Here is a 20459-nt window from a genome sequence, read left to right as displayed (position 1 = left end):
TCCGCTGAAAATTTATCATCTTCTTAATATCTTCCGGAATTTTTTCCCAGATTTCCGCAGACACATATTCCATATTTTTCCAAATCTACCCTTCCATTTATCACTTCAACTCCATCCGCTCGAAGAAGTTCTGCCTGTACATCCTCTCCACCAAACGCAAATGCCCCGGCCAGTTCACCTTTCGCATTGACCACTCTGAAGCACGGAATATGTTCCGGATCCGGATTCTTATGCAGTGCATTGCCCACGGCTCTTGCCATTCTGTGGTCTCCCGCCATCTCTGCGATCTTCCCATAAGTTGCCACATGTCCTTTCGGAATACGCTTCACTGCTTCATAGATTCTCTTTGTCGGACTGTCCGTAACCAGATCATACCCAGATAATCTGATCTTTCTCTTTATCCGGCAAAGGCTCTTTTTTCTCTAGCTGTTTCAGAATCACTTCTTCCCGTTCTCTGGCTGCCTTGTCTACTTCCAGAAGATGCTCTCCAATGGTGTCCTGCAGAAGCATCACCTGATAAGTTGAATTTCGATGATTCTTCAGATAATCTCTGTGAAGAAAACCATACTTGCCAAGTTGCTCCATCTGCTCACCGGATTTATAGGTGAGATTCGGGATCAGATATCCATTTACATTTGTATACGTTATATAAATAGGACATTCGCAATCCGCTTTCGCTACTTGCTCATGAACGCAGTTGCTTCGCTGCCTGCGTTCATTTTATTATGAGATTCCGACAGGTGTATTAAGAGGTACTGGGCACTCTTTATACCCGGCTATTGCAACTATCATAGGAACCTGTTGTTTTCGTATCCTCTGGATATATACTATTTTCAGGCAGCATTGCCAGTTAAATATTCTGTATTATGCTTTTCCTATTTCATGGATACTAACACTATTTCTTATTATAATTGGCTTTATTATAATAAAACCAATAAAGTAATATCCAAACGAATAAATTTTATTTTTATGCACAAATCGGACAGCTTTAAAAATTTAGCTGTCCGACCTACTCTTAATAATATCCCCGTTCTTCCTGCCAGTCTTTCACATAGCATCGAATTCCAATATAAATCACATGCACCAGTAGCAACAGCGTGATAAGATTTACAGGAATAACAGATTTTATCCATTCTCCAAAGTAAATTACAATAGCTGCACTCGTTATCGCCACTATTATACTGAGGATATCCCAGCAATATTTCCGGTAGATTTTTCCAACCTGATAGCCAATCCCAACTATCAGTAATCCGGTTATTATAAATAAAATTCCCATAACAATAGCTACGATCAGCCAGTACATAAGCCCGGAAAGGATACGGTTAGGTATTCCGCTGCTTAACTGTCCGAAAGAATCTGCACCTATGACAAACTCCCGAAACAAGCTTCCCATTCCTTTTCCTAACACACCGAAAAAGGTGATACAGTCGTTAAGGAAAACTGGCGAAAGAATAGCCGTAAACAGGGTTATTGTTATGCTGTACCATGCCAGTAGGAACAGGATACTTTCATAACCAGTTGTCATATTTTTAAATTTCTTTTCCAGCTGACTTTTGCGGTTATCGCATTTTTCTTTTGCTTTCTGGTAAGCAGTGCGGTCACATTTTTCACATTTCTCATAAGGCACTTTTTTCTCAACAGCTACCTCTACCGTCTTTTGGTGTGTCTGTGCATAAAGTTTCTCCTGTTCTGCTTTTTCATACTTAAATTTCCATGCCACGACTTCTGCGTCGGCTCTTTTCCTTCTGTCTGTCTCGTTGGTCAATCGCTCCTCTGTTTGCCTTAATCTTGTCCGCAATGCTTCGATATTCTCGACTCTGTTTTCGCTGTTCAATTTCTCGTTCAAGGTCAGCGATTCGCTTAGCTGCTTGTTCAGTTCCAAAATTGTCTGGTCTTTCTGATCCAGTTCGTCCTGCATCTGTTCTGTCATCAGCAAAAGTTCTTCCACCTGCCCGACGTTCTCTAAGTCTTTGCATCCGTTCATCAAGCTCCCTCACTTTCTCTATCTGCTGTTTAAGGTCAGCAATTCGGTATTCTGTTTCTGCAATAAGCTGTTCTCGCTGTTCAGCTTCTGCGTTAATTCCTGCCATTGCTGATTCTCGGTTTCCAACTGTTCGATTCTGGTTTTCTGTTGCTCGATCTGTGAGAGCAGTTCTTCTGTATCTGGCAAAAGATTCAGCAGCCCGGATAATTCGCTGTTTAAGTTTTTTAAACTCTGGTTCTGCTCCTGAAAAAACAGAAGCTGCCTGTCCCGTTCCTGTAATTCCTGTATCATCTCTGCCATAAGATTCTGCTGTTCCTCGATCTGGTTTATCATTGTCTCCATCATGGGAATGACTTCCCGGCTTTCTTCTAATGTCATCCAATCGCTCCTTCCATTGTGTCAATGCACCAGATACTTTTCCAAAAGAAATCTTTATTTTACCCAGCAGTGCATTTTGTCTTTTTATGATCTGGTTTTCCTCCACTTTCCATGAAGCGGAGGATGTCTGTCCGTTTTGAAATTTCTCATCAATTTTTCTGGCATCCGCACCCTCATGGATCGTTGGTATCTCAAATTTTCCCTGCCTTGCATAAGAACGGTGGTCAATGTGATTTTCCGTTTTCAAATGTGCATTACAGACATTTGCCCATTCGCTCCGCCATAGTTCACAATTTTTGGGATTGTTCCATCCGGTAGCATCGGTTAATACACGTTTCCACTGTTTACGATTCCTTGCACCGATTTTCGGATTACCGTTTTCGTCCAATACCGGGATTCGGATTCCATGACGGGCAGGGTTCTTTTTATCCTGCCACCAGTCCGGGTGAGACTCATCAACCACGATATTTCCATCATTATCTCTGACAAAATCCCAGTCTTTGACTTCTTTGTTTCCCCATGAATGGTCTGGATTGAATGGACGCATGGTAACAAGTAAATGCACATGTGGGTTTCCATCGCCCTTATCGTGAATGCTCCAATCTGCACACATGCCTTTGTCTACAAAGATTTTCTGAATATAATCCGTTGTATATTCAATCTGTTCCTTTCGGTTCCATTCTTTCGGTAGTGAGAACTCAAACGACCTGCCAAGCTGTGCATCCGCGGTCTTCTCAATCTTCAAAACTTCATTCCACAAACGCTGTTTCTGAAAAGTAAGTTTGAATTTTTCCAGTGCAGCTTCTTTGTTATCTGCTCTTTTATATCGGACTGATTTCTGGAACCGTCTGATAGTTTCAGCAGGTACATTCTGCCATTCCTGTGGTGCATTTTCACACATCATCAGGCTGGTATAAACGACTTCTTTTTTTGAAGTGTAGTAGCTGATCCTGCCTGTTTCTTCATTTTTCATCACATCGCCATTGAGATAAGCAGACGCCGATATGATGGATTTTCCTTTGCTGCGTCCAACAATCTTTACTGTATAATGAAAAATCGCCATGCTCCGTTTCCCCCTTTCTGCCGTATCCGGCTTTGATTTCCAGCAGGTAACCTTTTCCCTAAAAGAAAATGGTATCTGCCGGAACGCCCTCTGCATAAGAGTGCCTCCTGCGGCATGAGCAGGTCTGGCTGAAAGCCCCGCCGACGGAACGAGCCCGGCAAGCGTAAGCGCAGACCGGTTGCCATCTGTGGCAAACTTATACGGACGACCTCTGGTTGTCCATAAGTGCGCCCTTCATAAAAAAGCAATGAAGGGAATGGAAAACCCACTCCCTCCGGCATTACACTTCCTCCGTATTTGCAACTGGCTCTTTCTGCATTGCCTTTGAGAAAAACTTTCCGTTTGCTTCCTGCCTTTTTAAGAAGCCGATCAGCTTCGGGATATCTTCTTCCTCAATCGCAGAACCCAGCACCGATTCCACCGCACCGCCAATCTGGCAGAGCCTGTGTGTCCGCTTTTTGGTTTCCACATCTTTCTGACGTTTCTTCAGTTCCCGTTTCTGTGCTGCATACTGTTTTGCCTTCTCAAGGCTTTCCTGTTCTTTCTTTTCCAACTGGAGCATACGCTCCTCATAACTCTTTGTTGATCTTGCCATAAATATCATCGTCCTTTCATTTTTCTTCCAAACATAAGTTTCCTGTTGTCTATCAGACGAAGTACATGGTATAATCTGCTTGCGTGTAGGTATATCATGGCTCCGGTCTGATAGAACCTTTGGCGGTTTCTTCGGGAACCGCTTTTTTAAGTTGAACCGTTTCTTGTGACTGCTTTCACATTTCCCTTATCCCTCAAGTCCCTGCCCTCGTTGGCTTCCATAAAGAGTTCCAGCATATCTGTTTTGATCAGGACTTTTCTCCCAACCTTCAATACCGGAAGTTTCTTCCACTCTACCAACTTTCGCAGGGTGTTCCTGCCAATTCCCGTATAATCAGCAGCTTCCTCAATAGATAAGGCGATCTTTCTTTGCGTCATATGACCACCTCCTTATTGATTGCATTATGCAATTTCGTTTGTGCTGTCAGTATAGCGTGTTTGCATCTTGTTGTCAAGCATTATGAAATTATATTTCTTTTCTTTAAATTGCATATTGCAATATATGTTGTTACGTGGTATAGTAATGACATACCGAAAAAGGAGGCACATCAGCATGAAAGATAAAGAACTACGCAAGCTGATCGGCAGCAGGGCAAAACAGCGCCGTCTGGAATTAAATCTGACACAGCCTTATGTCGCAGAGAAGATGGGAGTTACCGCTTCCACAATCCTGCGTTATGAGAACGGTTCGATTGACAATACCAAAAAGATGGTACTGGAAGGTCTCTCGGAAGCACTTCATGTATCAATCAAATGGCTCAAAGGGGAAACCGATGAATATGAAACTGATATTACGGATAAGAAAGAATTGCAGATTCGTGATGCGATGGGCAACATTCTCAAACAGTTACCTCTTGACCTCAATAAAACAGAAGACGCTTTTTCTAAAGACTTACTGCTGTTACTGTTAAAGCAATATGAATTGTTTCTGGATTCGTTTCAGTTCGCCTGCAAAAATTACAAAGGCAGTACCAAAGATGCGGACATTGCCAAAGTAATGGGATTTGAATCGAAAGATGAATATAATGAGATTATGTTTCTCAGGGAGATCACGCATACTGTCAACGCATTTAACGATATGGCAGATGTGATAAGGCTCTATTCAAAGAAACCGGAAGCAGCAGAACAAAGGCTTGCCAATCTTTTATCCGAAGTTATGTATGAGGATTCTGAATCGGTATAGTAAGACAACCGGAGTTGTGATATACTTACACGCAAGAAGCATTTCAACAGTTCCGATTGTCTGATATCGAAAGGAGACATACGATTATGGCAAAAGGATCTGTTAGAAAAAAAGGAAAAAAATGGTACTATCGCTTCTATGTAGAAGATGCAAGCGGTAAAATGGTTCAGAAAGAATACGCCGGAACCGAGAGTAAAAGTGAGACGGAAAAGCTTCTCCGCAAGGCACTGGAAGATTACGAAAATAAGAAATTTGTCGCAAAGGCAGATAATCTTACCGTAGGAGAACTTCTGGACATGTGGGCAGAAGAAGAACTAAAAACTGGGACACTCAGCAACGGTACAGTAGAAAATTATCTTGGTGTAATCCGCTATATCAAAAAACACCCGATTGCAGACCGCAAACTGAAAACAGTTACTGCCGAACATTTACAGGCATTTCTTGATCTGCTTACATTCGGTGGTGAGTTTCCAGACGGGAAAGTAAGAAAAGGATACAGCAAAGATTATATCCATTCTTTTTCCGCAGTGTTACAGCAGTCATTCCGTTTTGCAGTATTTCCAAAACAGTTAATCAGTTTCAATCCGATGCAGTATATTAAGCTGAAAAAGCAGGCAGAGGAAGTTGACCTCTTTTCCGATGATGAAGTGGAAGAAGGTACACAGCCGATTTCACATGAGGATTATGAACGGCTTATCCAATATCTGGAAAAGAAAAATCCACCTGCTATTCTGCCGATTCAAATTGCGTATTATGCCGGGCTCCGTATCGGGGAAACCTGTGGTCTTACATGGCAGGACATTAACCTTGAGGAACAATGCCTGACCATAAAACGCAGTATCCGCTACGACGGCATGAAACACAAAAATATTATCGGACCAACGAAACGGAAAAAAGTAAGGATTGTTGATTTTGGAGATACGCTGACTGAAGTACTGAAAGCTGCCAGAAAAGAACAGCTCAAAAACCGGATGCAGTATGGCGAATTATATCACCGCAATTACTACAAAGAAGTGCATGTGAAAAACAGGGTATATTATGAATACTATCATCTTGACGGAACACAGGAAATCCCGACAGATTACAAAGAAATCTCCTTTGTCTGCCTGCGACCAGATGGCTCTTTGGAACTGCCGAGTACACTCAGCATTGTATGCAGATCAGTGGCAAAGAAGCTGGAAGGATTTGAAGATTTCCATTTTCACCAGTTGCGTCACACTTATACCAGCAATCTGCTTTCCAATGGAGCTGCACCGAAAGATGTACAGGAACTGTTAGGACACTCTGATGTCAGTACCACAATGAATATTTACGCTCACTCAACAAGAAAAGCAAAACGGGATTCCGCAAGACTTCTTGATAAAGTAGCGAGCAATGCTTAACTAAAAATTTCCCTTATTTCCCTTGCGGATTCCGCATAAGGGCAAAAATAAGGGAAAATACATATCATTTCACTATCTAAGGGGCTGTAAGCCTTGAAAAATAAGGAAAGTTCAGGAAATCTCTCCACAAATTAAAGATTTGCGAAAATGGATATCTTGTATATAAAGCAAATAAAATTGAAGGAGTGTATTCGATACTTCCGGAAGAATACGAGGGAATACTGGTAGAGAATTATGGAGACAGAATCATCGTTCCTGGATTTGTAGATTTGCATGTACATGCACCACAGTATGCTTTTCGTGGATTAGGTATGGATATGGAACTTTTAGACTGGCTGGAGACAAATACTTTTCCAGAGGAGTCAAAGTATAAAGACATAATTTATGCTCAAAAAGCTTATCAGATGTTTGTAGACAATCTGAAGAAAAGTGCAACAACAAGAGCGTGCATATTTGCAACGATTCATAAAGATTCAACTATTTTATTGATGGATATGCTTGAAAAAGCCGGGCTTGCTACAATGGTTGGTAAGGTGAACATGGATCGCAATTCACCGGATTATCTGCGAGAAGAAACAGAAGAAAGCGTAAATGAAACAATCTCATGGCTTGAAGAAGTGCAAAAGAAACAGTATCAACATACAAGACCGATTTTAACTCCTCGATTTATACCAAGCTGTACAGATGAACTTATGCATAAGTTGAAAGATATTCAAGTAAAATATCAGATTCCAGTACAGTCGCATCTTTCAGAAAATTATGGAGAGATTGCATGGGTACAGGAATTATGTCCAAAATCAGAATTTTATGGAGATGCATATGATCAGTTTGGGCTGTTTGGAAGAGACAGCAAGACGGTTATGGCTCATTGCGTACATTCAGATGAAAATGAGATCAGGAGGATGAAGGAAAATGGTGTGTTTATCGCACACTGTCCGGAATCAAATACGAATTTGTCATCAGGAGTGGCACCTATCAGACAATATTTGGCAGAAGGAATGCATGTAGGCTTAGGAAGTGATGTGGCTGCCGGATCTACGGAAAATATGTTTGTTGCTATGAGGTATGCAGTTCAGGCGTCAAAGTTACGTTGGAGATTGAAAGATGAAAAATTGACTCAATTAACTATGCCTGAAGTATTTTATATGGCTACAAAAGGAGGCGGAGAATTTTTTGGTAAAGTGGGAAGCTTCGAAGCAGGATATGAAATGGATGCAGTAGTGCTCGATGATAAACGATTGATTCATCCACAGGAGATGAATATGGAACAGCGTTTAGAACGAATGATTTATTTGGCGGATGAACGAGAAGTTTATGCTAAATATGTAGCAGGAGAAAAAGTAGCTGATTAAAAAAGAGATTCTTTATAATCAACTAAAGATTGGGGGTCGGCGATAAGAGTTCTCGCAAGAGGCAGCCCCCCAATCTGCCTCTTGCGAGAGAATACCTTTTTTACCTCTTGGATTAGTATTTAATTAATGCAAATCCAAGAGGTTTATTTATGCAATTTATGCGATTTTACAAAGAAGTACTTGACAAGACCTCTTAAAAGTGAGATGAGTTGATATGGCAAATGATATGGTACAAAATCGCAACAGGCGTTGAAATTACAACAGGAACAGAACAAGCAGGAACGCAAAGAAATTATTGCATCGTATGAACGGTGATATATTTTTAGTCAATTTTTAGATAATTTGAAGAACGGAATATAAAAAGGCGTATGGAAGTTTAAAGTGTTCGAATTCGAACACTTTAAGAGTTCCATAATTGGATAAAGGAGTTTTGGAATATGGATAAGAAAACAATATATGCAATGAAAAATGCTTTTGATGAAATTGTAAAGATAATACAAGAAGAAGCTGTTGAATTTTAGTATGTAAGGGATTTGATGGCTCTTCTTGGATATGATCGCTGGGAATATTTTCATAAGGCAATTGAAAGAGCGGTAGATTCTTGTAAGGCTTCTGAAATAGAGCCAGCGGACCATTTTCGCAACGTCACGAAAATGGTTCCAATAGGTAGTGGGGCAGAAAGAGCGGTAAAGGATTACATGTTTACCAGATATGCATGTTATCTTATTGCTCAAAATGGCGATCCTAGAAAAGAAGAGATTGCGTTTGCTCAGAGCTATTTTGTTGTTCAGACAAGAAAGCAGGAGCTGATAGAAGAAAGAGCCATGGACATAATAAAACATGAAAAATCAAAGAATGATAAAAAGGTATTTCAATATATTAAAGAACAGGCTGAAAAGAAATAATTTCATATAGGAGTAAAAAGAGTTCTGTTGGAAATACTTTAATTCAATTGAGGGAATCAATTCAAAACAAAAAGATGAATCGTTGCAATTAATTTGCAACGAAAAATAAAATCGTTGCAAATTAATTGCGACGATTTTATAATATAGAAAAAAGAATTCTTGTAGAATCCTAATTATGAAGGAGGCACAGAAATATGAGAGAAGGAAAACAATTAGAATACAAAGATAATCTAGATTCTAATACCTACATGAAAACAATAAGTGCTTTTGCCAACTATGAGGGGGGACAAATAATTTTTGGTGTCAAAGATAATGGAGAGACAGTGGGTGTTCCAAATACTATAGATGCCTGTTTAAATCTCGAAAATAAGATAAATGATAGTATAAAGCCGGTTCCGGAATATTCAGTGCAAATTCAATCGGATTCAACAATATGTCTTACAGTACAAGAAGGGCGTTATAAACCATATATCTTTAAGGGAAAGGCGTATAAGAGAAATGATTCTGCGACGATAGAAGTTGGAAGGATGGAGTATAATCGATTAGTTCTGGAAGGAGAAAATCAGTCGTTTGAAGAAATTACAGCAAGAAATCAAGATTTGACTTTCAATAAACTGGAGCAAGTGCTAATACAGGGAATGAACATAGAAAAACTGAATAGCGATATATTAAAGACATTGGAGTTATATTCAGATAAAACTGGGTTCAATGTTGCGGCAGAACTTCTTGCGGATAAGAATAGTTTTATGGGAATTGATGTAATACGTTTTGGGGAAAATATAGATGAAATTATGGAACGAAAGGTATTTGAATATATTTCTATTTTAGACGAATTAGAGCAAATGCTTCAAATGTTTCGGAGATATTACCAGTATGAGAAAATAGAAGGGACAGAAAGAAATGTAGTTGATAAGATACCAGAAAAAGCTTTTCGCGAGGCGATTGCAAATGCTTTGGTCCATAGAATGTGGGATGTAAAAGCTTCTATAAAGGTGAGCATGTATTCGGATCGAATTGAAATTAATTCGCCAGGTGGATTACCGGAAGGAATTAATGAGGAAGAATACCTAAACGGACAGATTTCAATATTACGAAATCCAATTATACGGAATGTGTTTTTTAGATTGAAATATATAGAGAAATTCGGAACCGGAATCATGCGAATTAATTACGCATATAAAGATGCAATCGAAAAACCAAAATATAAAGTGTTTTCGAATTCTATTCAGGTAGTACTCCCGGTTTTCACAGATATGAAAGATTTAGCAACAGAAGAAAAGATGATTTGGAAGTTACTAAGAGAGAAGGATGAAATGACACGGTCAGAGCTTGCGAAGGCTACAGGTTTGGGAAAAGATAAGACAATAAGAGTTCTCAACGGCCTTCTGGATAAAAATGTAATTACACGAAGAGGAGCAGGACGTGGGGTAAAATATAGGGTAAATTAGAATGTTATATGTTAAAGAGGCATGTGGAAACTATCTGAGCGGCAGCGAGTTTTTCGCATGCTTCTTTTATTGGATAGAAATCCTAAACCACCTGTTATGCAAGTGATTTAAAAATTAATGGGTGCCTGACACCAATGTGTTATAAGAATAAAAAACAGAATTGAACAATAGATGCCTCAATGATAAACTGATTGTATAAGCATATAATGATAAATATGATGCGCTAATAATAGGGACAACAGTGAAAGAGGTGAAAAATATGTTATCTTTACAGGACAGAGAAGTGAATACAGGTCGACAGCGGGAACTTGATCTGGTAAAAGGTTTCCTAATGATCATGATAGTATTTATACATTCATTTCAGATAATAGCAGGCGTGGAAGCAGCAGAATCGAATGTACATAAAATTATGTTTGCACTGTTTATGCCGACAGGTGCTTGCTTATATTTATTTACTATGGGATTTGGAAGTGTTTTTACACGACATTCTAAGCCAGAAGATATGGTTAAAAATGGTGTGAGACTGTTATTGTATCAGGGATTAAGTAATTTATGTTATGCCGCAGCTTTGTTAATTAGTTTCAATATTAGAAATGTGATTACAGGAGAAGTCGCAGGCAGCAGAGAATTATATGCACAAAACATGTATGCAGCACTTACATTTGTAAATATATTTTTTATATCAGGTATGTGTTATCTTGTGCTTGCGATATATAGAAAATTAAATGTAAAGATCAGTGGATATGTAATCAGTGCTGTAATAGTAGGAATCGTATCACCATTTACAAAGATGTTAGTTTCTGATAATCAGGTACTTAACTGGATTTTGGATATGACATTTGGCGGAAAAGGTGAAACAAGCTTTTGTTTCTTTCCGTATTTGAGTTATGTATTTTTAGGATATGTTTTTGGAAAAGTGATCAGAAGAGTTCCTGAAGATGAAAAAGGAGATTTTTATAAAAAGAGTGGTATAATATGTGGAATTATAGCAGTGATATGGTTTGCATGCTGCATAATGACACACCCTACAGTTGACAGATTTTTTAACTATATGATTGAACAGTACAGAACGCCGGGCCTGGCAAAAGTAGTCGGAAGCTTTTGCAGTATCATGCTTGTATTTGCAATTGCATTTTGGATTATGCCGATGATAGAAAAATGGAAATTTGGATATAACAAATTGTGTTATTATTCAAAACAAATATCTAAGATATATGCAGTGCATATCGGTGTGTATTATGTGATTTGTGGTTTCGCTGCATTTTCCGGATTTAATGTAAAAGAGTGTTTGATATGGTCGGTTATAGTGCTGATAGTAACTGATTTGCTTGTACAAGGATACTTAATAATTATGAATAAGATAAAAAGAGTGTGCTAATAATTGATTATTTTTATATGCTACCCTATTTATTGATATTTTCTATAAGTTGTTTTTTGTTATCAAAATTCACTTACTAGCATAAGTGATAGTGAAATTATGTGGATTTCAACTTATTATAAGTGTAAGATAATAATAGGCGAATTATTCTATGGAAGGAGATATAGGTATGGGACTTATTAAAGCAGTTGCAGGAGCGGTAGGCGGAACAATGGCAGATCAATGGAAAGAGTTTTTCTATTGTGAAGCAATGGATAAAAATGTCATGGTGAGGAAAGGACAGAAGCAGACAAGTTCTCGTTCTTCTAATAAAAAAGGCAATGACAATATTATTACAAATGGTAGTGGAATCGCTGTGGCAGATGGTCAGTGTATGATTATTGTAGAACAGGGAAAAGTAGTAGAGATATGTGCAGAATCCGGACAGTTTACATATGATACATCCACAGAGCCAAGTATCTTCTCCGGTAATCTTGGAGATAGTATTTCAAAGACATTTGAAACAATCGGAAAACGATTTACATTTGGCGGCGATACAGGTAAAGATCAGCGAGTTTATTATTTTAATACAAAAGAGTTGATTGATAATAAATTCGGTACGCCAAATCCGATTCCATTCCGTGTTGTAGATTCTAAGATAGGTCTGGATATTGATGTAGCAGTACGATGTTCAGGTGTTTATTCTTATCGAATCAGTGACCCGTTGTTGTTCTACACAAATGTGTGCGGTAATGTGGAGAATGAGTATACGAGAGAAGAAATTGACAGACAGTTAAAAACAGAGTTTATCAGTGCTTTGCAGCCGGCATTTGGACGGCTTTCTGATATGGAGCTGCGTCCGAATCAAATTGTAAATCATACTACAGAGCTGGAAAATGCTATGAATGAAACACTGTCAGCAAAATGGAGTGAGCTTCGTGGACTGAAGGTAGTAAGTATTGCACTTGGTTCAGTGACACTTCCGGAAGAAGATGCAGAGTTGATCAAACAAGCACAGCGTACAGCAATGCTTCAGAATCCAACAATGGCAGCGGCAACTATGGTAGGCGCTCAGGCAGATGCGATGAAAGCAGCAGCAAGCAACGAAGGCGGTGCTATGAACGGCTTTATCGGTATGGGTATGGCTATGAATGCAGGTGGCGGAATGAATGCCCAGAATTTATTTGCAATGGGAGCCCAGCAAGAGGAAGCAAGACGAAGAGAAGAGCTTGAAAGACAGGCGGCGCAAGCAGCACAGACTCCGCCTTCACAGGCAGCACCGGCAGCAGACAGCTGGCAGTGTACATGTGGTGCAACAGTTACAGGAAAATTCTGTTCGGAATGTGGCAGCCCAAAACCGGTACAGGAAGAGGGATGGACATGTTCGTGCGGAGCAGTAAACAAAGGAAAGTTCTGTTCAGAATGTGGCGCCAAAAAACCGGCAGCGGCACCATTGTATCGTTGTGATAAATGTGGTTGGGAACCTGAAGATCCGAAGAATCCGCCAAAATTCTGCCCAGAGTGCGGAGATCCATTTGATGATGCTGATATTCAGTAGAAAGAGTGCGGGGGATTTGTGCTATTAAAACATATGGTTAAGCAGAAAATGGAAACAATTTTTATTAGAAAAGGGTGGTTTCAATACATAAAAATCATTATAATAAAAGGTACGAATACAATGGAGGACGTAGAAAATGAGTAATGTAATTGAGATGACACACCCACTGATCCAGCACAAGATTTCAAGATTGAGAGATAAGAATACAGGAACAGCAGAATTTCGTGCACTTGTAGAAGAGATTGCAATGCTGATGGGGTATGAGGCATTAAAGGATCTGCCACTTGAAGATGTTGAGGTTGAGACTCCGATTGAAACATGCATGACACCTCAGATTGCCGGAAAGAAATTTGCTATTGTACCGATCTTACGTGCAGGTTTGGGAATGGTAAATGGTATTCAGGCTTTAGTGCCGACAGCAAAGATTGGACATATTGGTCTGTATCGTGACGAGGAGACACACGAGCCACATGAGTATTATTGTAAGCTGCCGGATCCGATTGAAGAGCGTTTGATCGTTGTTACAGATCCGATGCTTGCTACAGGCGGTTCAGCAGTTGCAGCAGTTGATTTTATTAAAAAACATGGCGGTAAGAAGATTAAATTCATGGCTATTATCGCTGCTCCGGAAGGAATTAAACGTCTGATGGATGCACATCCGAATATTCAGTTGTATGTAGGCCATATCGACAGAGAGCTGAATAAAGCTGCTTACATCTGCCCAGGACTCGGAGATGCAGGGGATCGTATTTTTGGTACAAAATAGGGGTAGTTTTTGAAAATAAAATATGCTATTATATAAAATGTTTGATAGAGGCGCGGTGATAAGAGTATCCGTCTGGCAATAGTCAAGGGAAGACTGTCAGTAGGAGAAAGGAGAAGCCGCCGAAGGAATGATATTTCCCTGATATGATTCCTGGGCCGGATGCAGAATATGCTCCGGACTGTCACAGGTGTGGAGAGCTATCGAGGATATATGGATTTTTTGATTTATTTATGCCGCGGGCGACTCACCAACAAAGAGATGCCAGCGGCATTTCTTTGTCTAAAAATGGTTGAAGAAGGAGAAGAAAGAGAAAAAATGAGAAACAAGAGAAAAATGGGCGGGTTGCTCTTGGTTGCAATGAGCATATTATGTTTTAGTTCGATGACAGTATTTGCAGCAGACACATCCAAAGAGTATGTGCCAGCAATGTATGCATCAATCTGGTCGTTAGTACCTCCGGTTATTGCGATTGTATTGGCACTTATTACAAAAGAAGTGTATAGTTCATTGTTTGTTGGAGTTTTGATCGGAGGAGCTTTTTGGGCGGGATTCAAACCGGAAGCCACGATATTACATGTATTTCAGGATGGAGTGGTAGGTGTTCTCACTGACAGCTATAATATGGGTATTCTGATATTTTTGATAATCCTTGGTGTTATGGTATGTATGATGAATAAAGCAGGTGGTTCAGCAGCATTTGGACGTTGGGCTAAAGAGCATATTAAGACAAGGGCAGGTGCACAGCTTACAACAATCGCACTTGGAGTTTTAATTTTTATCGATGATTATTTTAACTGTCTGACAGTTGGAAGCGTTATGCGTCCGGTAACAGATAGTCACAATGTGTCACGTGCAAAACTTGCATATTTAATTGATGCAACAGCAGCGCCGATATGTATTATCGCACCGATTTCATCATGGGCAGCAGCAGTAACAGGATTTGTAAAAGGAGAGGACGGATTTTCAATCTTTATTCGTGCGATTCCATATAACTATTATGCGATCCTTACAATTATTATGATGGTGACTTTAGTTCTGGCAAAAGAAGATTATGGTCCGATGAAAGAACATGAAGATAATGCAATTGCGGGCGATCTTTATACAACGGATGACAGACCGTATGAGAGTGCACAGGAAAATGTTATTTATAACAAGGGAAAGGTAATTGATCTGGTATTCCCAATTATTTCACTTATTATTTGCTGTGTTATAGGAATGATCTATTCAGGCGGGTTCTTCTCGGGAACAGGATTTGTAGAAGCATTTTCAGGAAGTGATGCATCTGTTGGACTGATGCTTGGAAGCTTTTTCGCAATGGTGATTACAATTGTATTTTATGCAGTAAGAAAAGTTCTGCGTTTTTCGGATTCTATGGCTTGTATTCCGGATGGATTTAAAGCTATGGTTCCTGCAATCCTGATTCTTACATTTGCCTGGACATTAAAATCAATGACAGATAGCCTTGGTGCAGCTGAATATGTAGCGTCAATAATGAATTCGGCAGCAGGCGGGTTATTAAATCTTCTTCCTGCAATTATATTCCTTGTAGGATGCTTCCTGGCATTTGCAACAGGTACTTCATGGGGAACATTCGGAATATTGATTCCTATTGTAGTTGCTGTATTTCAGGGAACAAATGAAACAATGATGATCATTTCCATTTCAGCTTGTATGGCAGGAGCTGTATGTGGAGATCATTGTTCGCCAATTTCAGATACAACAATTATGGCTTCAGCAGGAGCACAATGTAATCATGTAAATCACGTATCAACACAGTTGCCATATGCAATAACAGTTGCAGCTGTTTCATGTATCACATATGTAATTGCAGGTGTGATACAGAATGCGGTTATTTGCCTGGCAATCGGAATTGCATTGCAGATTTTGGTGCTTCTTGCAATTCGAAATCATACAAGAAATAAAGAAAATTAAAAAGTAGTAGAAAAGAGACTAACTTTTTGGGTGTTTCCTAAAAACGAGAGTCTCTTTTTCTTTGACTAAATATAAATCTGCGTTATAATTACTTCAAACTAGGTAAAGCAAGCGAAGGGAGAAGAAACGAATGAAACCAATATTTTTTATAGATTATGATAATACAATTTTCAGTCATCAGACATGGCAGATTCCGGAAAGTACACTATGTGCGCTTGAGCAGTTGCAAAAGGACGGATATAAACTAGTTATTGCAAGTGGAAGAGCATTTCGAAATAATTCACTTCCCGAAGAATTTCAAGGACGTATAACTCCGGATTGTCTGGTTAGTGCAAATGGCGCTATTGTTGAGATAGAAGGAAAATTAGTAAAAGAAAAATATTTTGATAAGGATTTACAGAGAAGAATATTAGATTACGTTGTAGAAAAAAATTATTGTCTGTTATCTGGCCAGGGCAATGATTGGTGTACTTCCAGCATTGAGCGATTCAAGGAGACCGCATCTCCAAAACAGCAGCAGTTATTGCCAAAGAGTGGGGACGCATACAAGGCGTTGTATGAAAAACAGATTCCGTCGATGTTTTTAGCAGATACAAAAGAAGCAATTGCTGATGTACAGGAGCATTTCCCAGAGACAAAGCTTTTGTGTATGGGGGATGAGCTTGGTGGTGCAGATATGATTCCGAAAGAGAATGGAAAGGTTAAAGGTGCGGAGTGTGTTATGGACTATTATCATGCATCCTGGGATGATATTATTGCAATCGGGGATAGCATGAATGACATAGAGTTGATTCGGGCAGCCGGATTTGGGATTGCTATGGGAAATGCGATGGATGAGGTGCAGGAAGCGGCAGATTATGTTGCAAAGCATATTGACCAGAACGGATTTGTGGATGCGGTTTCCAAGGCAAGAGAAGTGATAGCCAAAAGATGAATGAATTATCAGAAAAAACAGCATAATTTTGATTCGAAGAAAGAAAATTTAAAATAAAAAACGTAAAATATTGACAAAATAAGATTCGGGTGTTAAACTATAGGCAATTCGAAAGAAGGAAATATTATAGAGTAGGAGGTAGAGGTCCAATGGACGATATTAGTTCGATTACAACTCAATATGTTAGTGGTATGGCGGATGAAAGGTCCAATAATAAGAGATCTTTACAATAATCCAGCAGACATATTGAACATAGATACCACATAAGATAGGATTTCATAAGATGTGTAAAGAAACATCAGATGTAAATCAGATCAAATAGCGAGATACCCGATTATAGATGGAATAATTAAGTAAGTATTTGGAATATCGAAGTAAGGATACTGCAGGTATTGAACAGTTATAGAAAGAATAATCCGGGAGATAACGCGAAAATAAAATAATAAAAAATTGAATAGAGAAAAAGAAATAGAAAATGCATCTGCAATGTCAATTGTGGATGCATTTTTTTGACATTGTGAAGCACTTATGGTAAACTAAGAAATGATTATCGGGGAGTCTACCCTTTGATAATTATAAGTAGGATAAATATAAAAAATATTGAGTTACAAAATCAATAAGAGACACTAAGAAACGGATACATTTTAAGAGAGTATAAATAATTTAGAGAAAGAAACGACAGAGTAAGTTTACGAGGTGAGTACAGTGGACAAGTATGAGTATAAGCTGAAGACAGAACAAATGCTTGAACTGATGGAAGATGGTGCATACAGCAGAGCAGCAGAACTTGCAGATAGTATTGACTGGCGAAGAGTTCGTAATACTACAATGCTGATGAATGTAAGTGACATATATGAAAAAAGCAGAGATTATCATAAGAGTTTCGAAGTCTTGAAAATTGCTTATCATAGGGCAGAAGGAAGTAGAAAGATCGTATATCGCCTGTGTACACTTGCATTGAAAACAAGAAATGTAGATGAGGCAATAGATTATTATGATGAGTTCCTTCATATTGCACCAAAGGATCCAAATCAGTACATTTTAAAATACCAGATTTTAAAAGTACAGAGAGCTCCGATCGAGCAACAGATTGATGCACTCGAATCATTTAAAAAGGCAGAGTATGTGGAAGAGTGGGCATATGAGCTTGCTAAATTATACGAACGGGCAGGCAAGATTACGGAGTGTCTGGAAGAGTGTGATGACCTGATTTTATGGTTCAGCGAAGGAAAATATGTATATCAGGCGATGGAACTGAAGATGCGTTATAAACCGCTGACACCATCACAGCAGGAAAAGTATAATAGAAGATATGAAAAGCCAGGAACTACTACAGAAGAATTGCCTGATTTAAATAATGTAGATGAGAATGGCGTTAAGGTGGCAGCGAAACCTGTTTCGTCAACACAAGAGCAGACTGAGGAAGATGCAGCTAAGACAGCGGAAAAGGCAGAATCAGATAAATCAGCAGAGAGTGAGCCAGATATTAAAATTCCGGTAGTTGAAGAAACTTTAGCAAACAAATTTGTAGATGAGGATGTTGTAAAAGCAGAGGTTCGTGCAAAAGCGAAAGCAGAGATTTTAGGAGAAGCAGATTCTTTTGAACCTACTTCAATTGATTCATTAACAGAGGCGATAAGAAAAGCGGCAGAGACAGAAACTGCGGAGCAAGAGGCGTTAGAGGAAAAAGAAGAACAAGAGCCGGAAGAAATTGCAGAAAAAACAGAATCTTCCGAAGACGTGAAGGAACAGGTACTTGCTTCAAAAGAAGATTCCGTTGATGTAGAAACAGAATCAGAAGTCGAGGAGAAACAGCCAGAGAAGAAAAAAATCGGTAATACAATGCGTTTAGATGAGGCATTGAAGGCTTTATTACACATTGATGGTTCAGATAGCGGTTCTAGAGAAAGTTCAGACGAAGAAGCTGAGAAAAAAGAGGATGATTTGTCGGATTTGAATGATGCAATTGAAGATATTGAAGATGTTGTGGATTTAAGTCTGGTGCAGAAGGTAGAACAGAAGCGAGCACAGAAAAAAGCACTGGAAGCAGTGAAAGATGTCAAGGTTGATTCGGATTTAGAAGAACTTAGTATGAAAAAACTAAAATCTAAATCTGAAACAACAGTAAATCTGGATGATACATTGCCAATGAATCTGGATGATACAGTAGAAATGTCGCCGGAAGAGATAATAGCTATGTATGGTGGAACTGAGGAAACTATCGAGGAAGAATCAGAAGCCGAGGAAATCATCGAACCGGAAGAGGAAGAAATCATCGAGGAAGAACCGGAAGCCGAGGAGATTATCGAACCGGAAGAGGAAGAAATCATCGAGGAAGAACCGGAAGCCGAGGAGATTATGGAACCGGAAGAGGAAGAAATTATCGAGGAAGAACCGGAGGCCGAGGAGATTATCGAACCGGATGAGGAAGAACCGATAGATGAGGATGAAATTCTCGAAGTAGAACAGGTACTTGAGGCAAAATATATTGAGCCGGCAGATGAGGAAGAAGATCAGCTGGATAATCAAGTGACAGCAAGAATGAGCCTTGAAGAATTGTTTGCTGCATGGGATGAAGAAGACGCTTTGGCAGAAGCGGAAGAATTTGAAGAAGCAGAAGCCGAGGAAATCATCGAAGAGAAGCCGGAAGCCGAGGAGATTGTTGAACCGGAGGCTGAAGAAATTATCGAAGAGAAGCCGGAAGCTGAGGAGATTATCGAACCAGAAGAGGAAGAAATCATCGAAGAGGAGCCGGAAGCTGAGGAGATTATTGAACCGGAAGCCGAAGAAATCACCGAAGAGAAGCCGGAAGCTGAGGAGATTATCGAACCGGAAGCTGAAGAAATCATCGAAGAGGAGCCAGAAGCCGAGGAGACTGTTGAACCGGAAGTTGAAGAAATCATCGAAGAGGAGCCAGAAACCGAGGGTATATCAGAAGAAGATATTTTGAATTTAGATTCGGCAGAAGAATGGTCAGATGATGAGATGGCAGATGCATTTGAAGAAAATTCAGATAATAAAGCAGAATCAGTGGAAGAAATAGATGAGGCACTGAATGAAGCTGAGTCTGTAAAGGATATCAAGCAGGCAGAGCCTGAGAAAGAGGAAACAATGAGCGTAGAAAGAAAGACAGGAGAGCCAATCTTGCCACCAGACATACAACGTCTGATAGACGAGATTGAGGGTGTAATTCCAAGAGAAGATGAAGAACCAATGTCAGAAAGCAGCACATCTGCTTCCAAAATACAGGAGCGTATGCCAGAAGATAACATGGAACAGGAAATGGACATGTTAAGGGTAGATGACTCAGATGAATATGAAGATGAATATGCGGATGAATTTCCAGTAGAGGAAGAAGAAAGTCTGGAAGCTGTTCAACCACAGGGAGGTTATACTCAGGAATTTGAAAGAATTATGGATGATCGTTTTGCATCGTTTGAAGCAGAAGAAGATTATTCAGACGAGCTTGGAGATCTTTATCCGGATATGGAAGATGATATTTCGGATGAGGTTGACGCAATTGCTCTGGAAGAAGAGGCTTTTGAACAGGAAACAGAAATTGATTTGCCAGAGTATGAGGATGAAGAATATCCGGAAGATGAATACGAAGACGAGTACGAGGA

Annotated in this window: 18 protein-coding genes and 1 riboswitch; of the genes, 11 read left to right on the top strand and 7 right to left on the bottom strand. The window is 39.5% G+C overall.

Annotated elements, in window-relative coordinates; translation table 11 throughout:
• Positions 1–23: 23 nt before the first annotated feature.
• From D8Q48_RS14215 to D8Q48_RS14185, 7 genes are all read right to left on the bottom strand, one after another.
• A complete protein-coding gene (locus tag D8Q48_RS14215; RefSeq protein ID WP_347562307.1) occupies positions 24–341 on the bottom strand; it encodes an MGMT family protein in 318 nt (105 codons plus the stop codon).
• Positions 342–369: 28 nt separating this feature from the next.
• Positions 370–585 (bottom strand): TnpV protein, encoded by a 216-nt coding sequence (locus D8Q48_RS14210; RefSeq protein WP_243116277.1) that lies wholly within the window; start codon positions 583–585, stop codon positions 370–372.
• A gap of 430 nt (positions 586–1015) precedes the next feature.
• Complete coding sequence (locus tag D8Q48_RS14205; protein ID WP_242915125.1) at positions 1016–1765, bottom strand: DUF6040 family protein; 750 nt, start codon at positions 1763–1765, stop codon at positions 1016–1018.
• The gene (locus D8Q48_RS14200) at positions 1704–3425 is read right to left on the bottom strand and encodes a MobA/MobL family protein (RefSeq protein WP_118006327.1); all 1722 of its coding nucleotides are present in this window, start codon (positions 3423–3425) and stop codon (positions 1704–1706) included. The genes D8Q48_RS14205 and D8Q48_RS14200 overlap by 62 nt, the downstream gene beginning before the upstream one ends.
• Entirely contained in the window at positions 3401–3706 is a 306-nt protein-coding gene (locus D8Q48_RS17925; protein ID WP_083460726.1) for a hypothetical protein, read from the bottom strand. Before D8Q48_RS17925 ends, D8Q48_RS14200 begins: the two co-directional genes overlap by 25 nt.
• Positions 3706–4020: a hypothetical protein gene (locus D8Q48_RS14190; RefSeq protein WP_055219036.1), complete on the bottom strand. Its 315-nt coding sequence runs from the start codon at positions 4018–4020 to the stop codon at positions 3706–3708. Before D8Q48_RS14190 ends, D8Q48_RS17925 begins: the two co-directional genes overlap by 1 nt.
• Before the next feature lie 146 nt (positions 4021–4166).
• Complete coding sequence (locus D8Q48_RS14185; protein WP_002578307.1) at positions 4167–4397, bottom strand: helix-turn-helix domain-containing protein; 231 nt, start codon at positions 4395–4397, stop codon at positions 4167–4169.
• Between the two features lie 175 nt (positions 4398–4572).
• Here D8Q48_RS14185 and D8Q48_RS14180 point away from each other — a divergent pair, with 175 nt between their 5' ends.
• From D8Q48_RS14180 to D8Q48_RS14125, 11 genes are all read left to right on the top strand, one after another.
• Positions 4573–5202, top strand: a complete 630-nt coding sequence (locus tag D8Q48_RS14180) for a helix-turn-helix transcriptional regulator (protein WP_054703076.1) — start codon at positions 4573–4575, stop codon at positions 5200–5202.
• An 86-nt stretch (positions 5203–5288) separates the two neighbouring features.
• On the top strand, positions 5289–6584 hold the full coding sequence (locus tag D8Q48_RS14175; RefSeq protein ID WP_054703075.1) for a tyrosine-type recombinase/integrase: 1296 nt from the start codon (positions 5289–5291) through the stop codon (positions 6582–6584).
• 137 nt (positions 6585–6721) lie between these two features.
• Positions 6722–7936, top strand: a complete 1215-nt coding sequence (gene guaD / locus D8Q48_RS14170) for a guanine deaminase (protein WP_121056400.1) — start codon at positions 6722–6724, stop codon at positions 7934–7936.
• A 536-nt stretch (positions 7937–8472) separates the two neighbouring features.
• Entirely contained in the window at positions 8473–8841 is a 369-nt protein-coding gene (locus D8Q48_RS14160; protein WP_191855123.1) for a hypothetical protein, read from the top strand.
• Positions 8842–9035: 194 nt separating this feature from the next.
• The gene (locus D8Q48_RS14155; protein ID WP_121056401.1) at positions 9036–10289 is read left to right on the top strand and encodes an RNA-binding domain-containing protein; all 1254 of its coding nucleotides are present in this window, start codon (positions 9036–9038) and stop codon (positions 10287–10289) included.
• 259 nt (positions 10290–10548) lie between these two features.
• A complete protein-coding gene (locus tag D8Q48_RS14150; RefSeq protein ID WP_121056402.1) occupies positions 10549–11667 on the top strand; it encodes a heparan-alpha-glucosaminide N-acetyltransferase domain-containing protein in 1119 nt (372 codons plus the stop codon).
• Positions 11668–11836: 169 nt separating this feature from the next.
• A complete protein-coding gene (locus D8Q48_RS14145; protein ID WP_121056403.1) occupies positions 11837–13204 on the top strand; it encodes an SPFH domain-containing protein in 1368 nt (455 codons plus the stop codon).
• 136 nt (positions 13205–13340) lie between these two features.
• Positions 13341–13970, top strand: a complete 630-nt coding sequence (gene upp, locus D8Q48_RS14140) for a uracil phosphoribosyltransferase (RefSeq protein WP_121056404.1) — start codon at positions 13341–13343, stop codon at positions 13968–13970.
• A gap of 37 nt (positions 13971–14007) precedes the next feature.
• Positions 14008–14178, top strand: a riboswitch (Lysine riboswitch).
• 173 nt (positions 14179–14351) lie between these two features.
• Complete coding sequence (locus tag D8Q48_RS14135; protein ID WP_347562299.1) at positions 14352–15902, top strand: Na+/H+ antiporter NhaC family protein; 1551 nt, start codon at positions 14352–14354, stop codon at positions 15900–15902.
• A gap of 130 nt (positions 15903–16032) precedes the next feature.
• Positions 16033–16836 (top strand): HAD family hydrolase, encoded by an 804-nt coding sequence (locus D8Q48_RS14130; protein ID WP_121056405.1) that lies wholly within the window; start codon positions 16033–16035, stop codon positions 16834–16836.
• 705 nt (positions 16837–17541) lie between these two features.
• A partial coding sequence (locus D8Q48_RS14125) for a hypothetical protein (RefSeq protein ID WP_121056930.1) occupies positions 17542–20459 on the top strand: 2918 nt, incomplete at its 3' end.

It is taken from the genome of Ruminococcus sp. B05 (assembly GCF_003628495.1).
Lineage (GTDB): Bacteria > Bacillota > Clostridia > Lachnospirales > Lachnospiraceae > Schaedlerella > Schaedlerella hominis.
Note: the sequence above shows the minus strand (reverse complement) of the source record. Positions and strands in the feature narration are given on the sequence as shown.

Coding starts and splice junctions, on each gene's coding strand:
- D8Q48_RS14210 (WP_243116277.1), bottom strand. CDS start 585: ATGGAGCAACTTGGCAAGTATGGTTTTCTTCACAGAGATTATCTGAAG.
- D8Q48_RS14200 (WP_118006327.1), bottom strand. CDS start 3,425: ATGGCGATTTTTCATTATACAGTAAAGATTGTTGGACGCAGCAAAGGA.
- D8Q48_RS17925 (WP_083460726.1), bottom strand. CDS start 3,706: ATGCCGGAGGGAGTGGGTTTTCCATTCCCTTCATTGCTTTTTTATGAA.
- D8Q48_RS14190 (WP_055219036.1), bottom strand. CDS start 4,020: ATGGCAAGATCAACAAAGAGTTATGAGGAGCGTATGCTCCAGTTGGAA.
- D8Q48_RS14185 (WP_002578307.1), bottom strand. CDS start 4,397: ATGACGCAAAGAAAGATCGCCTTATCTATTGAGGAAGCTGCTGATTAT.
- D8Q48_RS14180 (WP_054703076.1), top strand. CDS start 4,573: ATGAAAGATAAAGAACTACGCAAGCTGATCGGCAGCAGGGCAAAACAG.
- D8Q48_RS14175 (WP_054703075.1), top strand. CDS start 5,289: ATGGCAAAAGGATCTGTTAGAAAAAAAGGAAAAAAATGGTACTATCGC.
- D8Q48_RS14160 (WP_191855123.1), top strand. CDS start 8,473: ATGGCTCTTCTTGGATATGATCGCTGGGAATATTTTCATAAGGCAATT.
- D8Q48_RS14155 (WP_121056401.1), top strand. CDS start 9,036: ATGAGAGAAGGAAAACAATTAGAATACAAAGATAATCTAGATTCTAAT.
- D8Q48_RS14150 (WP_121056402.1), top strand. CDS start 10,549: ATGTTATCTTTACAGGACAGAGAAGTGAATACAGGTCGACAGCGGGAA.
- D8Q48_RS14145 (WP_121056403.1), top strand. CDS start 11,837: ATGGGACTTATTAAAGCAGTTGCAGGAGCGGTAGGCGGAACAATGGCA.
- upp (WP_121056404.1), top strand. CDS start 13,341: ATGAGTAATGTAATTGAGATGACACACCCACTGATCCAGCACAAGATT.
- D8Q48_RS14135 (WP_347562299.1), top strand. CDS start 14,352: ATGACAGTATTTGCAGCAGACACATCCAAAGAGTATGTGCCAGCAATG.
- D8Q48_RS14130 (WP_121056405.1), top strand. CDS start 16,033: ATGAAACCAATATTTTTTATAGATTATGATAATACAATTTTCAGTCAT.